General features: G+C 72.0%; 16 protein-coding genes. 8 read left to right on the forward strand and 8 right to left on the reverse strand.

Annotation, left to right across the window (positions count from 1 at the left end; genetic code table 11):
* Positions 1 to 31: 31 nt before the first annotated feature.
* From OG905_RS25780 to OG905_RS25800, 5 genes are all read right to left on the reverse strand, one after another.
* Positions 32 to 373, reverse strand: coding sequence for a hypothetical protein (locus OG905_RS25780; RefSeq protein ID WP_266476131.1), 342 nt, complete (start codon positions 371 to 373; stop codon positions 32 to 34).
* A 272-nt stretch (positions 374 to 645) separates the two neighbouring features.
* Complete coding sequence (locus OG905_RS25785; protein WP_328677627.1) at positions 646 to 1,989, reverse strand: AAA domain-containing protein; 1,344 nt, start codon at positions 1,987 to 1,989, stop codon at positions 646 to 648.
* The gene (locus tag OG905_RS25790; RefSeq protein ID WP_328677628.1) at positions 1,986 to 3,572 is read right to left on the reverse strand and encodes a hypothetical protein; all 1,587 of its coding nucleotides are present in this window, start codon (positions 3,570 to 3,572) and stop codon (positions 1,986 to 1,988) included. Before OG905_RS25790 ends, OG905_RS25785 begins: the two co-directional genes overlap by 4 nt.
* A complete protein-coding gene (locus OG905_RS25795) occupies positions 3,563 to 4,681 on the reverse strand; it encodes a hypothetical protein (protein WP_328677630.1) in 1,119 nt (372 codons plus the stop codon). Before OG905_RS25795 ends, OG905_RS25790 begins: the two co-directional genes overlap by 10 nt.
* Positions 4,611 to 5,489 carry a phosphatase PAP2 family protein gene (locus OG905_RS25800; protein ID WP_328677632.1) on the reverse strand — a complete coding sequence of 293 codons (879 nt, stop codon included), beginning with the start codon at positions 5,487 to 5,489 and terminating at the stop codon, positions 4,611 to 4,613. Before OG905_RS25800 ends, OG905_RS25795 begins: the two co-directional genes overlap by 71 nt.
* A gap of 197 nt (positions 5,490 to 5,686) precedes the next feature.
* On the opposite strand from OG905_RS25800, the gene OG905_RS25805 reads away from it, so the two are divergent.
* The gene (locus OG905_RS25805; RefSeq protein WP_328677633.1) at positions 5,687 to 6,283 is read left to right on the forward strand and encodes a histidine phosphatase family protein; all 597 of its coding nucleotides are present in this window, start codon (positions 5,687 to 5,689) and stop codon (positions 6,281 to 6,283) included.
* A gap of 128 nt (positions 6,284 to 6,411) precedes the next feature.
* On the opposite strand, the gene OG905_RS25810 is transcribed toward OG905_RS25805, so the two are convergent.
* The gene (locus OG905_RS25810; RefSeq protein ID WP_328677635.1) at positions 6,412 to 7,821 is read right to left on the reverse strand and encodes a tetratricopeptide repeat protein; all 1,410 of its coding nucleotides are present in this window, start codon (positions 7,819 to 7,821) and stop codon (positions 6,412 to 6,414) included.
* Between the two features lie 239 nt (positions 7,822 to 8,060).
* Here OG905_RS25810 and OG905_RS25815 point away from each other — a divergent pair, with 239 nt between their 5' ends.
* Positions 8,061 to 8,549, forward strand: a complete 489-nt coding sequence (locus tag OG905_RS25815; protein WP_328677637.1) for a hypothetical protein — start codon at positions 8,061 to 8,063, stop codon at positions 8,547 to 8,549.
* A 33-nt stretch (positions 8,550 to 8,582) separates the two neighbouring features.
* Positions 8,583 to 9,458, forward strand: coding sequence for a spermidine synthase (locus OG905_RS25820; RefSeq protein WP_328677639.1), 876 nt, complete (start codon positions 8,583 to 8,585; stop codon positions 9,456 to 9,458).
* Between the two features lie 2 nt (positions 9,459 to 9,460).
* Here the strand turns inward: OG905_RS25820 and OG905_RS25825 are convergent, their stop codons facing one another.
* Positions 9,461 to 10,009: a hypothetical protein gene (locus OG905_RS25825; protein WP_443043991.1), complete on the reverse strand. Its 549-nt coding sequence runs from the start codon at positions 10,007 to 10,009 to the stop codon at positions 9,461 to 9,463.
* A gap of 104 nt (positions 10,010 to 10,113) precedes the next feature.
* Between OG905_RS25825 and OG905_RS25830 the strand changes: the two genes are divergently transcribed.
* From OG905_RS25830 to OG905_RS25850, 5 genes are all read left to right on the forward strand, one after another.
* Complete coding sequence (locus OG905_RS25830) at positions 10,114 to 10,830, forward strand: response regulator transcription factor (RefSeq protein ID WP_328677643.1); 717 nt, start codon at positions 10,114 to 10,116, stop codon at positions 10,828 to 10,830.
* On the forward strand, positions 10,827 to 12,236 hold the full coding sequence (locus tag OG905_RS25835; RefSeq protein WP_328677645.1) for a sensor histidine kinase: 1,410 nt from the start codon (positions 10,827 to 10,829) through the stop codon (positions 12,234 to 12,236). Before OG905_RS25830 ends, OG905_RS25835 begins: the two co-directional genes overlap by 4 nt.
* A 134-nt stretch (positions 12,237 to 12,370) precedes the next feature.
* The gene (locus OG905_RS25840) at positions 12,371 to 13,861 is read left to right on the forward strand and encodes a glycoside hydrolase family 18 protein (protein ID WP_328677647.1); all 1,491 of its coding nucleotides are present in this window, start codon (positions 12,371 to 12,373) and stop codon (positions 13,859 to 13,861) included.
* Between the two features lie 223 nt (positions 13,862 to 14,084).
* Entirely contained in the window at positions 14,085 to 14,492 is a 408-nt protein-coding gene (locus tag OG905_RS25845) for an ATP-binding protein (protein ID WP_266476145.1), read from the forward strand.
* Between the two features lie 162 nt (positions 14,493 to 14,654).
* Positions 14,655 to 15,473 carry a trypsin-like serine peptidase gene (locus OG905_RS25850; RefSeq protein WP_328677652.1) on the forward strand — a complete coding sequence of 273 codons (819 nt, stop codon included), beginning with the start codon at positions 14,655 to 14,657 and terminating at the stop codon, positions 15,471 to 15,473.
* An 84-nt stretch (positions 15,474 to 15,557) separates the two neighbouring features.
* Here the strand turns inward: OG905_RS25850 and OG905_RS25855 are convergent, their stop codons facing one another.
* Complete coding sequence (locus OG905_RS25855; RefSeq protein WP_328677655.1) at positions 15,558 to 16,973, reverse strand: GH1 family beta-glucosidase; 1,416 nt, start codon at positions 16,971 to 16,973, stop codon at positions 15,558 to 15,560.
* Positions 16,974 to 16,975: the final 2 nt, after the last annotated feature.

Genomic DNA, 16,975 nt, shown 5'->3' on the forward strand with positions numbered 1-16,975 from the left:
TATGCAGGGTGGGATGTTCCCGGGGCACGCCTTACTGCTGGGACCCGCCGCGCTGCAGCTCGCGGCCGAATTCGATCATCTTCTTCGCATAGTCGGCCGTCCACTCCGCCCGCTCGGCGATGTCCGCGGGGGTCAGCCGGTCGAAACGGCCGGGGTCGGCGAGCTGGGCCGCCGCGAGGGCCTGGAACTCCACCGCCCGGTCCGTGGCCGCCCGGAAGGCGAGCGTCAGCTCGGTCGCCCGGGCCAGCAGCTCCCGGGGGTCCTCGATCGACTCCAGATCGAAGAAGTGCTCGGGGTCGGCGGCGGCCTCCGACGGCTCGAAGAGCAGCGGTGCCGGTCGCAGCTTGCGCTCGCTCCGCTCGGGTTGCGCCATATGGTTCTCCTCCTCGCACAGGTTCGGCCCCGTCCCGGCCGCCCCCCATTGACCTTGTTCTCTGATCTGTTCCCCGGCCGCTGTCTGCCCATGGCCGTCTTCTATTGTCGCGGCCCGCGCAAGGCCGCCTGCGGAGCCCAGCGCATCAGGTGTTCCACCAGGTGCGCGTGGCTGGCCTCCCAGCCGTCCGGGCTGTTTCCAAGGGACGCCTCCGGCGGCGTGCCGGACTCCGTCCGGCGTTACGGGGGCCCATGCCGTCCGCTGCCGCGGGCTCACGGGCGCCAGGTGACGCGGTGGTTCGACCAGTGGTCCCATGTGGACTGCATCGCCTCCCAGCCGTCCGGGAACTTGACCGTGACGCCCAGCTGGACCGGCTCCGTCGAGGGATGTTCGTCCAGGAGGTCGCTCACGCCCGCGCGGCACACCACGATGCACGCGTGCCGGTGGCGCGACGCCAGCACGCACAGCCTGCCCGTCTCCAGGTGGAACGCCGTCGCGTCCGGTCGGCCCGACAGCGGGTGCAGCACGACCGTGACATCGAACTCCCGGCCCTGCAGGCGGTTCGCCGTGTCCACCGTGACATCCGTGACGCCCACCTCCGCCAGCGCCGCCCGTACCGCCGCCGCCTGGTCGCGGTGGGCCGTGCCGACCGCGATCCGGTCGGCGGTCACCGGGACCGGGTCCGGGGAGCGCTCGGAGACGGCAGCGCCGCCGCGGTCCAGCAGCCGGCGGACGACCAGGGCCACGGCCCGTACCGCCTCCGGGTCGGTGCGGGGCGTGTGCCGGGCGGGCAGCTCCAGCAGGCCCCAGCCCGACTCGGCCGCCTCGTCCAGCACCCGGTCGGGGCCCGAGCCGTCAGACGCCACCCCGAAGGCCAGCCGCCGCTCCGACTCGCCCGTGCCGCTGCGGAAGGGGGTGTACGGATAGAACGCGTCGGAGACCAGCGGCGCGGCCGACGCCGGGAGCCGCCAGGACACCGGCAGCCGGTGCTGCGGCAGCTCCGGATTGTGGGCGAGCAGCGTGGAGACCGCGCTCGCGGACGGGTCGTACGAGAGCCCGGCCCACTGGTCCGCCCCGACGATCGAGAACGGGTCCAGCTGGCCTGGGTCGCCCACGAACAGGGCACGCTCGAAGAGCCCGGCGACGGCGAGCAGCGCGTCGGAGCGCATCTGGTAGGCCTCGTCGACGATGGCGTGCCGCCAGGGCTCGACGCCCTGGACATGCGCCCACTTCGCGGCGGTCGAGATGACGATCTCCAGGCCCGCGAGGTCGCCCGCCTTCGCGGACTTGCGGACGTTGTCCAGTTCGTCGAGCGCCTTGTCGTACGGGTCGGGGTCGTTGCTGTGCAGCCGCCCGACCGGCAGCTCGGGCTCCTTCTCGGCGAGCCGCAGGACCAGGTCGTCCACCTGGGCGTTGGTCTGCGCGATGACCATCAACGGCCGCCCGGCAGCGGCCAGTTCACGCGCGGCGTTCACGACGAGTGTGGACTTGCCCGCGCCGGGCGGCGAGTCCACGACAACGCCGCGGTGGGCGCCGTCCAGTGTGTCGGCGAGGATCGCGCCGGTGGCCCGCGCGGCCTCGGCGGCCGGGTCGAAGGGGTGTGCGTGCCGCGTCACAGCAGATCCTCCGCAGTCACCGGGTCCGGGCTCTCCGCGGCCGTGCCCGGGGGCCCGCCGTGCGTCCACGGGGTCTCCTCCGGGTCCGGCAGCTTCGGGCCGCCCCGCTGGTCGTGCTCGAACAGGGTCCAGGCGATCCGCTCGCCCGTGTCCGGTACGGAGCCTTCCGCGGGGTCCCTGGAGCGGCCCATGCGGTCGGTGAGCCGCAGCACCAGCGTCCCGTCCGCCTCGTGGCGTACGAACTCGGCCGTCTGCGGCTTGCCGCCCAGCGAGCGGTACACCTTCGCCCGCTCGCCCAGATGCGGCCGGTCGTCCGTACGGACCGTGAGCAGCGGGCGGGGGCTCGGCCGCTTCGAATCGGACCAGGCCATCACGACCTCGGTCACCTCGCCCAGGAACGCCTCGCCCGCCAGCCTGCGCCCGGCCAGCACCAGCGGGTCGTCCAGTGCCTCCTGCGCCTCCAGCTGGGCCTGGGCCGTCTCGCGGGAGGCCAGCTTCCGCGCGGCCGTCACCGCGTCGTCGCGTCGTGGCTGCGGCGGCTCGCCCGCGCGGACGCGGTCGCGGTGCCCGGTGAACGACCAGCGGTCCCGAGTCCAGCGGTCGGCAGCCCGGGGCCCCTCCGGCAGCGTGCGCAGCAGCTCCAGGCTGCGCCACACGGCGTGCCAGGTGGGCGTCAGCTGGGTCAGCACAAGGCGGCGGATCTCCCGCTCGGCGAGGGTGAGTTCACCCAGCCGGGCATCGGCCTCGGCGCCGTCCTCGGCCGCCCCGAGCGCCTGGCGTGCCCGGTCGTACCGCTCGACCGCGGGGGCCAGCAGTCTGTTGTCGAAGGCAGGGTCGGTGGCCGGACCGGCGGGCGGGCACAGCAGCTGGCCCCGGGCGTCCCGGGCGAGCTCCGCCCGCAGCGCCGCGTCCGCGCCCGACTCGCCCTCCGGGGGGTCGATCCAGGCGAGCAGCGCACCGAGGTGCTGGTCCTCCAGCGAGGACTGACCGGTCGCCCAGTGCCGCCCCAGCAGATCGGTCGCGGCGAGCAGCAGCGAGGAGCCGGGCACCCGGGCCCGCTCGCCGTAGTGCGTCAGCCAGCGTCCGAGCAGCGGGACGCGCGGCGGCGCGGGATGGGGCGCGTCGGGGTCCTGCTCGGCGGTACGCCGAAAGCGCATCGAGCGGCCCAGCAGCCGTACGAAGTCGATGCCCGCCCGGCCCGGCACGATCAACTGCGGTGCGTCCGCACACAGTTCGACCTCGACCTTGACCCGCTTTCCGGTCTCGGGATCGGTCTCGCTGCGCTCGGCGGGCTCCACGTCGTCGGCGTACGCGTCCAGGTGCGGCAGTACGGCGTCGGCGAGTTCGGCGAGGAAGGCGAAGCGCAGATCGCGGTCGCGCGGCTGTGCCACGACCAGCAGCCGCGGCTCCTGCTCGTCGGTGCCGACCAGCGCGCCCAGCGGGGCCCCCGCCTCACCGGCCGTCGTCAGTGGTACGAGAACCAGCGGGCGCTCGGACAGATGCCGGTGGCGCACCGTCGCGAGCGCGGTGGCCCGCCCCGACTCCACGGCCTCCAGCCGGGCGAGGGTGGAGATCAGCGACATCCGGCCTCCAGCGCTTCGGCCCGCAGTGACGCGGCCCGGCGAAGGGCGGCGACCGCCGGGTCGTCCGGATCGCCTGCCGTGCCACGGGCCGCGGCCAGGACATCGCCGATGGTCGTAAGACCGCCGAGCTCGCCGCGCACCCCGCGCCCCAGCGCCTCCACCGCACCGGCGTCGCGGGCCCGGTCACGGCAGTGGAAGGCCAACTCGCAGGCGGCCAGGCACTCGGGGGCGTACGCGGCCGACACCGACTCGACCGCTGCCGTCAGCTCTTCGGCCGGGCGTTCCACATCGAAGGTCGTGCCCTCGGGCAGGGCCGCGGCGATGTCCTCGATCCGGGTCAGCCTGGCCAGTTGACGGCGGGTGACCGACAACTGCTTGCGTACGTCGACGACGGACGCGGTCGGCAGATTGGAGAAGTCCTTGGGGCAGACCAGCAGGACCGAACGGGCCACCTGCGCCCCGTCCGTCACTGACGCGACCCGCTCCAGCGCCAGTACGTACACCGCGGCCTGGCGCGCGGCCGCGCCCACTTTCGCCGCGTCCGCCGAGGCGTCAATCATCGGGAAAGACTTGATCTCGACGACCGTCCACGTCCCGTCGGGGTGGACGACCACCGCGTCCGGCTCCAGATAGGCGGGGGAGCCCGCGACCTCCAGCGCCAGCATGGGGTGGTCGAGCAGTGTCCACGCCTTCGCGGCGGTCGCCTCGCGCAGCGCGAGTGCCGTGCGTGCGGCCCGGCCCTCGGGCCCGGCGGCCGACAGTTCGGGCACCCGGACCTCGGCCGGAGTGTCCACGCCGAGGAGCCGCGTCAGCTCCTTGCCTCCGTCGGCCTTGACCTTCGCCTCGAAGGCATTGCCGCGCATGAAAGCGAACTGGGACTGGCCGAACGCCGCCGGGGATCCCAGCGCGGAGGCGAGCGCCGCCTTGTCCACCCCGGCACCGTCCAGCAGCGCGCGCCGCTTGCAGCCGGGGTTGGCCGCGAGGGCGGCCAGCGCGCGGGCGTCGAGCGGATGGGGCTGGGCGGCGGGACCGCGCAGCTCAGCGAGCCGCTGCCGTAGTGCTGTCGTCGGCGTCTGCGGAGGTGGTCCGCTGTCCAGGGATTCGCTCACCCGCGGAAGTCTCGCATCCGGCACTGACAATCGGGGACTGCGAGCCGGAAGGAGCGGCCTGGAGGCGGGTGCGCACACGGTCGGCGAAACGCAGCGCGGGCCTGGTCAGCAGGGCGCCGACGCCCATCACGGCGCATCCGGCGACCGCGTCGAGGAAGTAGTGGTTGGCCGTGCCCATCACCACGAGGGTGGTGAGCAGCGGGTAGGCGACACCGAGTGCCTTCATCAGCGGTGTACGCCCGTGGCGCCACAGCATCACGCCGCACCACAGCGCCCAGCCGACGTGCAGACTCGGCATCGCTGCGTACTGGTTGGTCATCGCGCCCATGCCGCGCGGGGCGCTCGCCTCGCCGCCCCACCAGCCGTACGAGCCGTACTGCGCCATCGTGTCGACGAAGCCCTGGCCCGCGTCAAGGAGCCGCGGCGGGCAGGTCGGAACGAGCGTGAAGCCGACGAGGCCGAGAAGCGTGGAGAGCATCAGCCAGGTGCGGGCGGCCCGGTAGTGGGCGGGGCGTCGGCGGAAGAGCCAGACCAGGATGGCCGGGGTGACCAGATAGTGCAGCGAGGCGTACGCGAAGTCGGCGGGTATGCCGAGCGCGGGGGTGTGAGTGAAGAGGCGGTTGAGCGGGTGTTCGGCGTTGAGGAGGAGTGCCTTCTCGGCCCGGAGTATCGCCATGCCGTGGTCGACCGCGGTGTTCACATCGCCGCGCGCCAGCAGCCGGCCGGCCGAGTAGGCCGCGTAGACCACGGCGAGCAGCGTGAGTTCGGTCCACCAGCGGGGCCGATGGCGGGTCGCGGTGTACGACATCCGAACGTTTCTCCAGTTTGTGTTCAGGCGGCCATCGGCCAACCGCTCAACCGTACGGCGTACGAGATAGTGCTCGGGCGTCGGGGCCCGGTCTTTGGAGGACGCTGAGATCCTCCCGGAGGTTGCCTTGCGTTCAGGTGCGAGATGATGGGACGACACCGCTCGTGAACCGCTCGCGAACCTCAGGAGAGCCCCTCATGGCACCGCGCATCCTGCTCGCCCGGCACGGCCAGACCGAGTGGTCGCTGCTCGGAAGGCACACCGGCCGGACGGACATCCCCCTGCTCGAAGAGGGCAGGCGCGGGGCGAAACTTCTCGGTGAGCGACTGCACCGCTCCCCGTGGTCGGGCCTGGAGTCCGTCGAGGTCCGCACCAGCCCGCTGGTGCGGGCGAGCGAGACCTGCGCGCTGGCGGGGTTCGCGGAACGGGCGACCGAATGGGACGCGCTCATGGAGTGGGACTACGGGGCGTACGAGGGCCTGACCGCGGGGGCGATCTGGGCGGACCGCCCGGACTGGTTCCTCTGGCGCGACGGCGTCCCCGAGGGCGAGACCCTGGCCGAACTCGGCGCCCGCGCGGACGAGGTGGTCGAGTGGGCGCGCTCGGCGGACCGCGACGTCCTGGTCTTCGCCCACGGCCACATCCTGCGCGTCCTGGGTGCGCGGTGGCTGGGCATGGACCCGTCGTTCGCGGCGAGAATCCGGCTGGATCCGACGTCGCTGTCGGTACTGGGGTGGGCGTACGGGGAGCCGGCGCTGGACCGCTGGAACGACACGGGGCACATGGAGTTGTGACGGGACCGGGGGTGCGCTGCGCCTGTAACCGGGGGCGCTGCCCCCGTTCCCGCGCCTCGATCTCCCCCGGACGGAGTCTGGGGGAGGGCGGGGTGGGGGAACAAGCCCCGCGCAGCGGCCCGCCCCGCCTACGCCCCCCGCGCCGCCTCCCCGACCCGGTCCAGGAACACCCCCACGTCCCCTGCCCTGCGCTGCGGCAGCAGCACCCGCGCCGTGTCCGACAGCATCGACTGGATGCGCGTCGACCGGACCTCCTCCAGCAGGTCCAGCACCTGCTGCCCCGCCCGCGCCGCCTCCGCCGGGGCGCCCGCGTGGGCCAGGTTCAGGGCCAGTTCCGCCCGGTACAGCGCCAGGTTGCGGGTGAAGCGGCGGTCCTGGAGGGACGCCGCCCGGCGGGCGTGGCGGGCCGCCCGGGACCATTCGCCCAGGGCCGACCAGCACTGGGCCTGCAGTGCCTCGAGTTCCGGTTCGCCGAAGAAGGACATCCACTCGGGGTCCGAGTCCGCCGTGCCCCGGTCGAAGTAGCCGTGCGCCCGCACCAGGGACTTCTCGCAGGCGCCGCGGTCCCCGAGCCCCGCCCAGCCGCCCGCCTCCCGCAGCGAGAGCAGCGAGAGCAGCCGCGCCGAGGCCAGCCGGTGTGCCGCCCGCTGGCCCGCCTGGGCCGAGCGCACGGCCTCCCGGTACCGGCCCGCGTCCCGGGCCAGGAACGACGTATTGCAGAAGGCGTGCGCCTCAAGTGCCCCGTCGCCCGCCACCCGCGCCGTCGCCAGCGCCTCCGCGTAGTGCGAGCGCGCATCGTCGAAGCGGCCCGAGTCGTGCGCCAGCCAGCCCACGGAGATGGCGAGTTCGCCCGCACCCGAGTGCAGCCGGTCCACGGTCGAGCGCCGTGCCGCCGTGCCCGCGTCGAGCAGCGCGTACGCCGCCCGCAGCGGCTGTGCGGCCTGCCGGTAGAGCCCGTCCGCGCCGTGCCGGTCGTCGAGCAGCCGGATCCGGCGTACGGCCTCCTCGACGGCGTTGACCTCCGCATCGCCGACCCGGCGCTGGTTGGGCACAAGACCGAGTCCGAGCCCGAGGGACGCGGCCGCCACCGTGGTGGTGCCGCTCGTCATGAATGCGCGACGCAGCACGTCGCTCTCCTCGTCGATGTCGCTGTCGATGGCGCTGTCAATGTCGAAGGGGCAGCAGGGATGCGCCGGTTCGGGCCCTCGGCCCCGCGTGTCCGGTGCGCCCTGGCCGCCCCTCCCGCCCCGCACGCGTTCCCGCGCCGTGAAGCCCAGGTCCGCCAGCGTCAGACCGGGGAACATGTGCAGGAACACCCGCTCGTAGGCGTAGTTCGGACAGCGGATCTCGCCGGCCTCGACCCGCCCGATGTAGCGGGCGTCGCACGAGACCTGTTCGCCGATCTCCCGAGCGGCCTTGCGTACCGCCGCCCCGAACTCTCCCGGCGAGCGCTGCCCGCGCAGTCTGCGGAAGGCGAGATTGGGAACTGCCCGTGATCCCTGCCGTGCCTGCCCTGATGCCTGTGACGACGACGCCATGGCGGAGCCCTCTCTTGGTGCACCGTGTTCCGGCGGAGCAAGAACGTACCTGCTGTGACGGGCCGCACACGCAGGGTTTGCCTACAAAAGGGATATCTCCCCCTTGATCTGCCATGAACTGCCATCCTTTGCGGCGGCGTGCCGCCGTAGCCCTTGACGCGTACAAGCGTTGAACCCTTTGGAGGCGCGGTACGTGTCTCCACTCGAGCGAGGAGGGGATCCCCTTGTTGGAGGTCGGCATGGAGACCAGCGCCCTTGGCGGCTCAGGCACGACTGCGACGACAGCTCGCCACAGACCAACCGCGGACAGCAGCGCACCACCTCACGGCGCACCGGCCCACACCCCGCCGCCCGTCGAATCCACCGAATCCACCGAATCCATCGAGCCCTGCGACCTGGTGACCGTCCCCGCCCGCCAAGGGCTCGAAGCGGTCGACATCCTGCGTCGCGGTGCCGCCCCTGCCGTCGGCCCCGTACTCCACGACGGCACCTGCGACACCCTCGGCTTCCTGGTGCCGCCGGGCACCGCCGACGGGTGGGACATGCCGGGCAGCGCCTGTACGCAGACCGCGGGACGCGGTCTGCGTATCCCCGAGGAGCCCCCGGTCACCGGCTCCGGCTGGCTGCTTCCGCCGGACGACAAGGACCCGGTCACCGACCCGGTGGTGCTGCGCGAGGCGCTCGGCGAGGCGGCCCGGCTGATCGAGGCCGCCGACAACTGCTGCTGAGCCCCGTATCGGCTCTGCGCCGATAATGGGTTGGTGGCAAAGAACAAGCGGCGCAACCGCACGGGCGGGGCAGGCAGCCCCGAACCTGTCGTCGAGCAGATCGACGGCGGGCTCGCCGAGCTGATACCCGACCGTGAGCGGCCGCGCGGCTGGACGCTGCTCATCGACGGCGCCCCGCAGTCCCATGTCGACCTCGACGATCCGGTCCATCTCTCCTTCGAGTACCAGCGCCGCCTCGGCCATGTCATCGACCTCGCCGCCCCACCCGGCCGCCCCCTCCAGGCCGTTCATCTCGGCGGCGGCGCCTTCACTCTCGCCCGCTACATCGCGGCCACCCGCCCCCGCTCCACCCAGCAGATCGTGGAGCTGGACGCCCTTCTGGTCCAACTGGTCCGTCGGCAGCTCCCGTTGGACCCGGCCGCGCGGATACGCGTCCGGTCCATCGACGCCCGCGCCGGGCTCGGCAAGGTCCCGGACGGCTGGGCGGACCTGGTGATCGCCGATGTCTTCAGCGGCGCCCGCACACCCGCGCATCTGACCAGTACGGAATTCCTCGGCGAGGTGCGCAGGGTCCTCGCGCCGGGCGGGCTCTACGCCGCGAACCTCGCCGACGGGCCGCCGCTGGCGCATCTGCGCGCCCAGGTCGCCACGGCCGCGGCGGTCTTCCCCGAGCTCGCCCTCGCCGCCGACCCGACGGTGCTGCGCGGGCGCCGCTTCGGCAATGCGGTGCTGCTCGCCTCGGACGTCCCGCTGCCCGTCGCGGAACTGACCCGCCGCGTGGCGGGAGATCCGCACGCCGGGCGTGTCGAACACGGAAAGGCACTGGCCGACTTCACGGGCGGCGCGCCCGCGGTGACGGACGCGAGCGCGAGGCCGTCACCGATCCCACCGCCCGCCGCCTTCCGATAACGCTAACGCTCGTCGAACTCCACCATCGGCGGATGGCCGTTCCAGGTGCAGAAGACCGAGCTCTCATGGCCGTCGCGGGTGAACGTCACCCGGATCCACTCCGGTTGCTTCCAGACCTGCATCTGCCAGCCCGCGTCCGGAGTCGCCGACACCAACTCGGCCCAGGTCTTGGCGATGTCGAAGACGACCCGGCCGCCGTCGACGGTGTAGCCCTTCACGTTCCCCGGCGCCGGAGGCGACGAAGGGGGCTGCGAGTACGGCGGCTTGGTCTCGCTCGGCCTCCCGGCCGAAGCAGTGGCCAGCGGCTTGCTGCTCTTGTCCGGTGTGGCCGGTTTCGATACGTTCGGGCTCGGCGGCCGCTGCGTGCTGGAGGCCTGCGGTCTCGCGCCCTGCGTGGTCGCCGCGTCCGCGCTGATGGGCAGCGCGCGCGGACGGTCGTACGCGGTACCGGACATGACGGTATGGACGCCCCACCAGGAGAGCGTGACTGCGGCTCCGGTGGACAGCGACCACGCCATGGCATGTACGAGTCCTCGATGCATCCCGGCCATACTGCACCACGCGCCCCACGTCTGTCCCGGCCAGGGTGTGACGGGGACTCCCGTAGTGACATCAGCGGCTCCCGCCGCGGGCCGGATGGCGTACGGTGCCGCCCATGGCAAGTGTGCTCGTCGTCGAGGACGACCAGTTCGTGCGCTCCGCCCTCATCCGGCACTTGACCGAGGCCTCCCACACCGTGAGGAGCGTCGGCACGGCCCTGGAGGCGCTGCGCGAGGTGGCCCATTTCCGTTTCGACGTGGTCATCCTCGACCTCGGTCTGCCGGATCTGGACGGGGCCGAGGCGCTGAAAATGCTGCGCGGTATCACCGACGTACCGGTGATCATCGCCACCGCGCGGGACGACGAGACGGAGATCGTCCGGCTGCTCAACGACGGCGCCGACGACTACCTCACCAAGCCCTTCTCGGTGGAGCATCTGTCCGCGCGGATGGCCGCCGTGCTGCGCCGCTCGCGGGCCGCCGCCGGAGAGGCCCCGCCGTCGCGCGTCATCCAGGTCGGCGGGCTCTCCATCGACCCGCTGCGCCGCCAGGCCGAGTTGGACGGTACGGCACTGGACCTGACCCGCCGCGAGTTCGACCTGCTCGCCTTTCTCGCCGGGCGGCCAGGCGTCGTCGTACCGCGCAAGGAGCTGCTCGCCGAGGTGTGGCAGCAGAGTTACGGCGACGACCAGACCATCGACGTCCATCTGAGCTGGCTGCGGCGCAAGCTCGGGGAGACGGCTGCGAAGCCCCGTTATCTGCACACCCTGCGGGGTGTCGGCGTGAAGCTCGAACCTCCGAACGGACAGCGGTCGAACGGACACATGCCATGAGATGGGCGCTGGTCAAGGTCTCCCTCGCCGTCACGGTGATGGTCGTGCTCGCCTTCGCCGTCCCGCTGGGCATCGTCATCAAGGAGATGGCCAGGGACCGGGCCTTCTCCAACGCCGAGCGACAGGCCGCCGCCATCGGCCCGACCCTCTCCATCACCGCCGACCGCGATCCGCTGGAGCGCGCCGTCCTGTCCACCCAAGCCGGTTCGGCCGGGCGGATGGCCGTGCACATACCGGCCTCCGGCGAGCCCGGCAGCAGGCCCGTGAACATCGGCACGCGCCGGGCCGCCCAGAAGGACCTGCTCACCACGCAGCGGCTCGGCCGCGCCTCCATCACCGAGGTCACCGGCGGCTCCGCGCTGCTCCAGCCCACGGCGATCAGCACCGGCCAGATCGCCGTCGTCGAGGTCTTCGTGCCCGACGGCGAGGTGTCCAACGGCGTCGACACGGCCTGGCTGGTGCTCGCGGGCGTCGGTCTGGCGCTGGTCGTCGGCTCGGTCGCGGTCGCCGACCGGCTCGGCATACGGATGGTGCAGCCCGCCCAGCGGCTCGCGGGTGCCGCGCACGACCTCGGCGAGGGCAAGCTCGGGGCGCGCGTCCCCGAGGAGGGCCCCACCGAACTGCGCTCCGCCGCGGTCGCCTTCAACTCCATGGCCGACCAGGTCGTCCAGCTGCTCGCCAACGAGCGCGAACTGGCCGCGGATCTCTCGCACCGGCTGCGTACACCGCTCACCGTGCTGCGCCTCAATGCCGCCTCGCTGGGTGAAGGACCCGCCGCCGACCAGACCAGGGCCGCCGTCGAGCAGCTGGAGCGCGAGGTCGACACGATCATCCGCACCGCCCGCGAGGCCAAGCCGCAGACCATGGCGGCCGGCCCCGGCGCGGGCTGCGACGCCGCCGAAGTCGTACGGGAACGGATGGACTTCTGGTCGGCGCTGGCGGAGGACGAGGGCCGCAAGGTGCGGGTCGCGGGCGTCGACCGTCCCGTACGTATCCCGGTCGCCCGCCCCGAACTGGCCGCCGCGCTGGACGCGCTGCTCGGCAATGTCTTCCGGCACACCCCGGAGGGCACGGCCTTCTCGGTCGACGTCCACAACGGCGAGGACGCGGTCATCGTGCTGGTCTCGGACGCGGGCCCGGGCATCACCGACCCCGAGGCGGCCATGGCCCGCGGCAACAGCGGGCACAGGGACGGCTCGACCGGGCTCGGCCTGGACATCGTGAGCCGGGTGGCGGAGTCCACGGGCGGGGACGTACGGATCGGCAGCTCGGTGCTCGGCGGCACGGAGGTACGGATCTGGATCGGCCTCGACCCGCGCGAGGGCGTGGGCCCGGTGCGCCGCCGCGGCCACCGCGGAACGGTCTCGCGACGCAGGCGGACGAAGGCAACTGGTCTCTACCATTAATCGCTTCCCATGCCTTCCTTAAGGCCGTCCTAAGAAGTTCAACCCCCGCCCCGAACTGGTCATTTGTCCGTTTCCGTATCGCTAGCGTGCTGCCTCACCACCCCCCACCCCCGTAACGCAGAGGCAGGCACGCAATGGGCAGCAGTACGCACCGGCGCAGGGCGAGCGTCAGGACCAAGGCGGTCGGCGCCGTCGTCGCCGCCGCGGTGATCGGCGGCGCGGCATTCGCCCTCACGGGCACCGCGCAGGCCGCGTCCGTCGGCGCCGCGTACACCAAGACCAGCTCCTGGACCGGCGGTTACACCGGCCAGTACGTCATCACCAATGACACGGACACGGCGCAGACCGGCTGGACGCTCGAATTCGACCTGCCTACGGGCACCACCATCAGCTCGCTGTGGAACGGCGAGCACACGGTCAGCGGCCGGCACGTCACCGTGAAGCCCGCGAGCTGGAACAAGCAGCTCGCGCCCGGCGCCTCGGTCACCGTCGGCTTCGTCACCGCCGCGAGCACCACCGCGACCGCGGGCGACCCGACCTCCTGTCTCATCAACAAGGTCAAGTGCTCGGTGGACGACGGCGCGACCCCGCAGCCCAGCGGCCGCCCCACCGAGCAGCCCAAGCCGACGCCCACCCCGACGGCGAGCACCACCCCCACCAAGCCCCCGACCTCGGCACCGACGCCTACGCCGACGCCCACGCCCACCGAGACACCCGGCGGCGGCACCGGCACCGGCGCGCGCTTCGCGCCGTACGTCGACACCTCGCTCTACCCGGCGTACGACCTGGTGGACACCGCGACCAAGACCGGGGTCAAGGAGTTCAACCTCGCCTTCATCACCTCCGGCGGCAGCTGCGCGCCCCTCTGGGGCGGTGTCACCGACCTCGGCAGCGACCAGGTGGCCTCCCAGATAGGCGCGCTGCGTGCCAAGGGCGGCGACGTCCGCGTCTCCTTCGGTGGTGCCGCGGGCTCCGAGCTGGGCCTGCGCTGCACCTCCGCCGACGAGCTCGCGAAGGCATACGGCAAGGTCATCGACGCGTACAAGCTCACCAAGGTCGACTTCGACATCGAGGGCGCGGCCCTGCCGGACACCGCCGCCAACTCCCGCCGCTCGCAGGCGATCGCGCAGCTCCAGAAGTCCCACCCGGGCCTGGACGTCTCCTTCACGCTGCCCGTGATGCCCGAGGGACTGACCCAGCCCGGCGTGGATCTGATCGCCGACGCCAAGAAGAACGGCGTGAAGGTCAGCGCGGTCAACATCATGGCGATGGACTACGGGCCCGCCTACAGCGGCGACATGGGCCAGTACGCCATCCAGGCGGCGACCGCGACCCAGGCGCAGATCAAGGGCGTGCTCGGTCTGTCGGACGCGGCCGCGTGGAAGGCCATCGCCGTCACCCCGATGATCGGCGTCAACGACGTCGCCACCGAGATCTTCAAGGTCGACGACGCCACGCAGCTGGTCGAGTTCGCGAAGTCGAAGGGCATCGGCTGGCTGGCGATGTGGTCGTCGGCGCGTGACAAGCAGTGCGCGGGCGGTGCGAAGCCCTCCGCGGACGCGACGTGCTCCTCGATCGTCCAGGAGCCGCTGGCCTTCACGAAGGCCTTCGGCGCCTTCAAGTAACCCTACGTCGTGTCTTCATAGTCCCGTCTGCCTGGCGACGCTACTTCGAAGACACTCCCCAGCGAGAACGTCGGCGCCCCCCACCAGCGCGTCCCGGCCGGACCACCCCCCATCCGGCCGGGGCGCGCTTTCATCCGTCATTGAGTGATTCATCGCCCCACTCCGTACTGAACAGCGGCGAACGAGGGTCACAGGCACCGCATCCCCCACCTGGAGGCGCCCCATGGAGGATCCCCCGACCGGCGATGTCTCGCTGGTCTTCCCGCCCGACCCCTTGTGGGTCCGCGCGGCTCGCGAAACCGTACGTACGCTCCTCGGCGCGACCCGGCGAACCGAATTGATGGACACCGCGGTCCTGCTCACCTCCGAGGCGGTGACGAATGCGATCAACGCCTGCGTCCTCAAGGGCTGCACCGCCCCGGTGACCCTCTTCGCCGGCTGGACCGACGCCCACCGCCTGCGCATCCTCGTGCACGACGAGGCGCCCGGGGTTCCGGCCTGTCAGACGCCCGCGGAGGAGGACGAGAGCGGTCGCGGCATGCAGCTGATCTCGTACGGCGCCGACGCGTGGGGTGTCTGCAGCCACGGCCCGGGCCGTGGCAAGGCGACCTGGTTCGAATTGACCCACTGAGTCCGGCGGTTGATCATCCACGGGAAGGACAGTCTGTTGCGCCCACGTGGGTTGCCCGTTCTCGCGCTCATCCTCTGCGCGGGAGCCCTCGGAGCGGGTCCGCGCCAGGCCCCGAACCCGAACCCGAACCCGACCGCAGACGGGTACTGGACGGCGCAGCGCATGGCCGATGCCGTAGCCGTCGACTCCGCCTCAGGCACGTCCCGTTTGCGGGCGGCCGCGCCCGGCGGGATCAAGAAGGGGGAGTACTTCGGCGGACTGCCGATGGTCGGCACCTTCTTCTACGACGGCAGACCGCTCGGCGGAGACGTGACCTCCTGCACCGGCAGTGTCGTCCACAGCGCCACGAAGGATCTGGTCCTCACCGCGGGCCACTGCGCCAACGGCCTCAAGCGCTCCACGCACAGCGTCTTCGTACCGCAGTACCGCCATGGAGCCCCCGCCACAGGCCAGCCCAGCGGCATCTTCGAGGTGCGGCGGGTCTTCGTCGACCCGCGCTACGAGCAGAACACCAAGAAACCCGTCTCCGACCTGGACTTCGCCTTCGTGCGGCTCGCCCCCAACAGCAGGGGCAGGGCCGAGGACGTCACCGGCTCCCTCACCCTCACCCGGGCCGCCGGCTACCGCTACAACACCACCGTGATCGGCTATCCCAGCGGCGAGGCCGTCAACAAGAAGCACCAGGCGCTCCGTTGCGATGTCACCACCTCGCGCCTCACCGGCTTCCGGCAGATGCGGATGACGTGCGCCGGCTTCCACGGCGGGGTGTCCGGCGGCCCCTGGATCACGGACTACAACCCGGCGACCCGTACTGGCAAGGTCATCGGCAACACCGGGGGCTACAACGGCGGAGGCAACGACCAGAACGTCGACTGGATCACCTATTCGCCGGTGTACGCCAAGGACGCGCAGGCTCTGTACGACGACGCCGTGGCGGACAGGAGCGACGTGGACATCAAGCGCCCTCCGTACCGGTGGTGAGGCACCGGTGGTGAGGCACCCGCGTTGAAGCACCGGCGTTGAAGGAGCGGCGTTGAAGCACCGGTGTTGAGCCCCGGCCGTGAGTCACGCCGGAGGCTCCGGCAGCACCCCCGTCCGCGCCAGCTCCCCGTACCAGTACGCACTCGACTTGGGCGTACGGGCCAGCGTCTCGTAGTCCACGTACACCGCGCCGAAGCGCTTGCCGTACCCGTACGACCACTCGAAGTTGTCGATCAGCGACCACAGGAAATAGCCGCGCACATCCGCGCCCTCCGCGATCGCCTGCCCGACCGCGAGGAGATGGCCGTGCAGATAGCGGATGCGGTCGGGATCGTGGACCGAACCGTCGGCGGTGGGCTTGTCGACGTACGCCGCGCCGTTCTCGGTGATCATCAGCGGCAGGCCCGGGGCCTCGCGGGTGTAGTGCAGCAGCAGGTCGTACAGCCCCGTCGGGTCGATCGACCAGCCCATCTCGGTGCGATCGCCGGGCGGCTGGTGGAAGGAGACCGCGTCCGCGCCGGGCCAGGGGGAGTGCTCGCTCGCGCCGTGGCCGTCATTGCGCTCGGCGTGATTGTCAGTGGCAGCCGATACAACTGCAGGTGCGTAGTAATTCAGTCCGAGCGAGTCCAGGGGGTGCTTGATGACTGCGAGATCGTCGCCGTGGACGAAGGACCAGTCGGTGAGGCGCGCGGTGTCCGCGAAGAGATCTTCCGGATACGTGCCCTTCAGCATCGGGTCCGCGAAGATCCGGTTCGCGAGCGCGTCGATCCGGCGGCGCGCGTCCAGGTCCTGGGGGCTCTGGCTGCTCACCCTGACCACGCTCGGATTGAGGCTGACGGAGAGCTGGGCGCCCGCAGGGAGCGCGGAGCGCAGCGCCTGGGCAGCCAGGCCGTGGCCGAGGTTGAGATGGTGGGCTGCCCGCAGGGCGGCGACCGGGTCGGTGCGGCCGGGAGCGTGCACACCGGAGCCGTATCCCAGAAAGGCGCTGCACCAGGGCTCGTTGAGGGTGGTCCACATATCCACACGATCGCCCAGGGCGTCGGCGACGATCCGCGCGTAGTCGGCGAAGCGGTGCGCGGTGTCCCGCTCGGGCCAGCCGCCCGCCGTCTCCAGCTCCTGGGGCAGATCCCAGTGGTAGAGGGTGAGCACGGGACGTATGCCGCGCTCGAGCAGATCGTCGACGAGGCCGCGGTAGAAGTCGAGGCCGCGCTGGACGGCGGGGCCGCGGCCGGTGGGCTGCACGCGCGGCCAGGAGACCGAGAAGCGGTAGGCGTTGACGCCCAGGTCCGCCATCAGCGCGACGTCCTCGGCGCGGCGGTGGAAGTGGTCGACGGCCGTGTCCCCGGTGTCACCGCCCTCCACCTTGCCCGGCGTATGGCTGAAGGTGTCCCAGATCGATGGCGTGCGGCCGCCTTCACGCACCGCGCCCTCGATCTGGTACGCGGCGGTGGCGGCGCCCCACAGGAAGGCGGGCGGAAAGGTCATGGGCGCGTCGGACATGG

The sequence above is a fragment of the Streptomyces sp. NBC_00322 genome (genome assembly GCF_036147535.1).
Classification (GTDB): Bacteria; Actinomycetota; Actinomycetes; order Streptomycetales; family Streptomycetaceae; genus Streptomyces.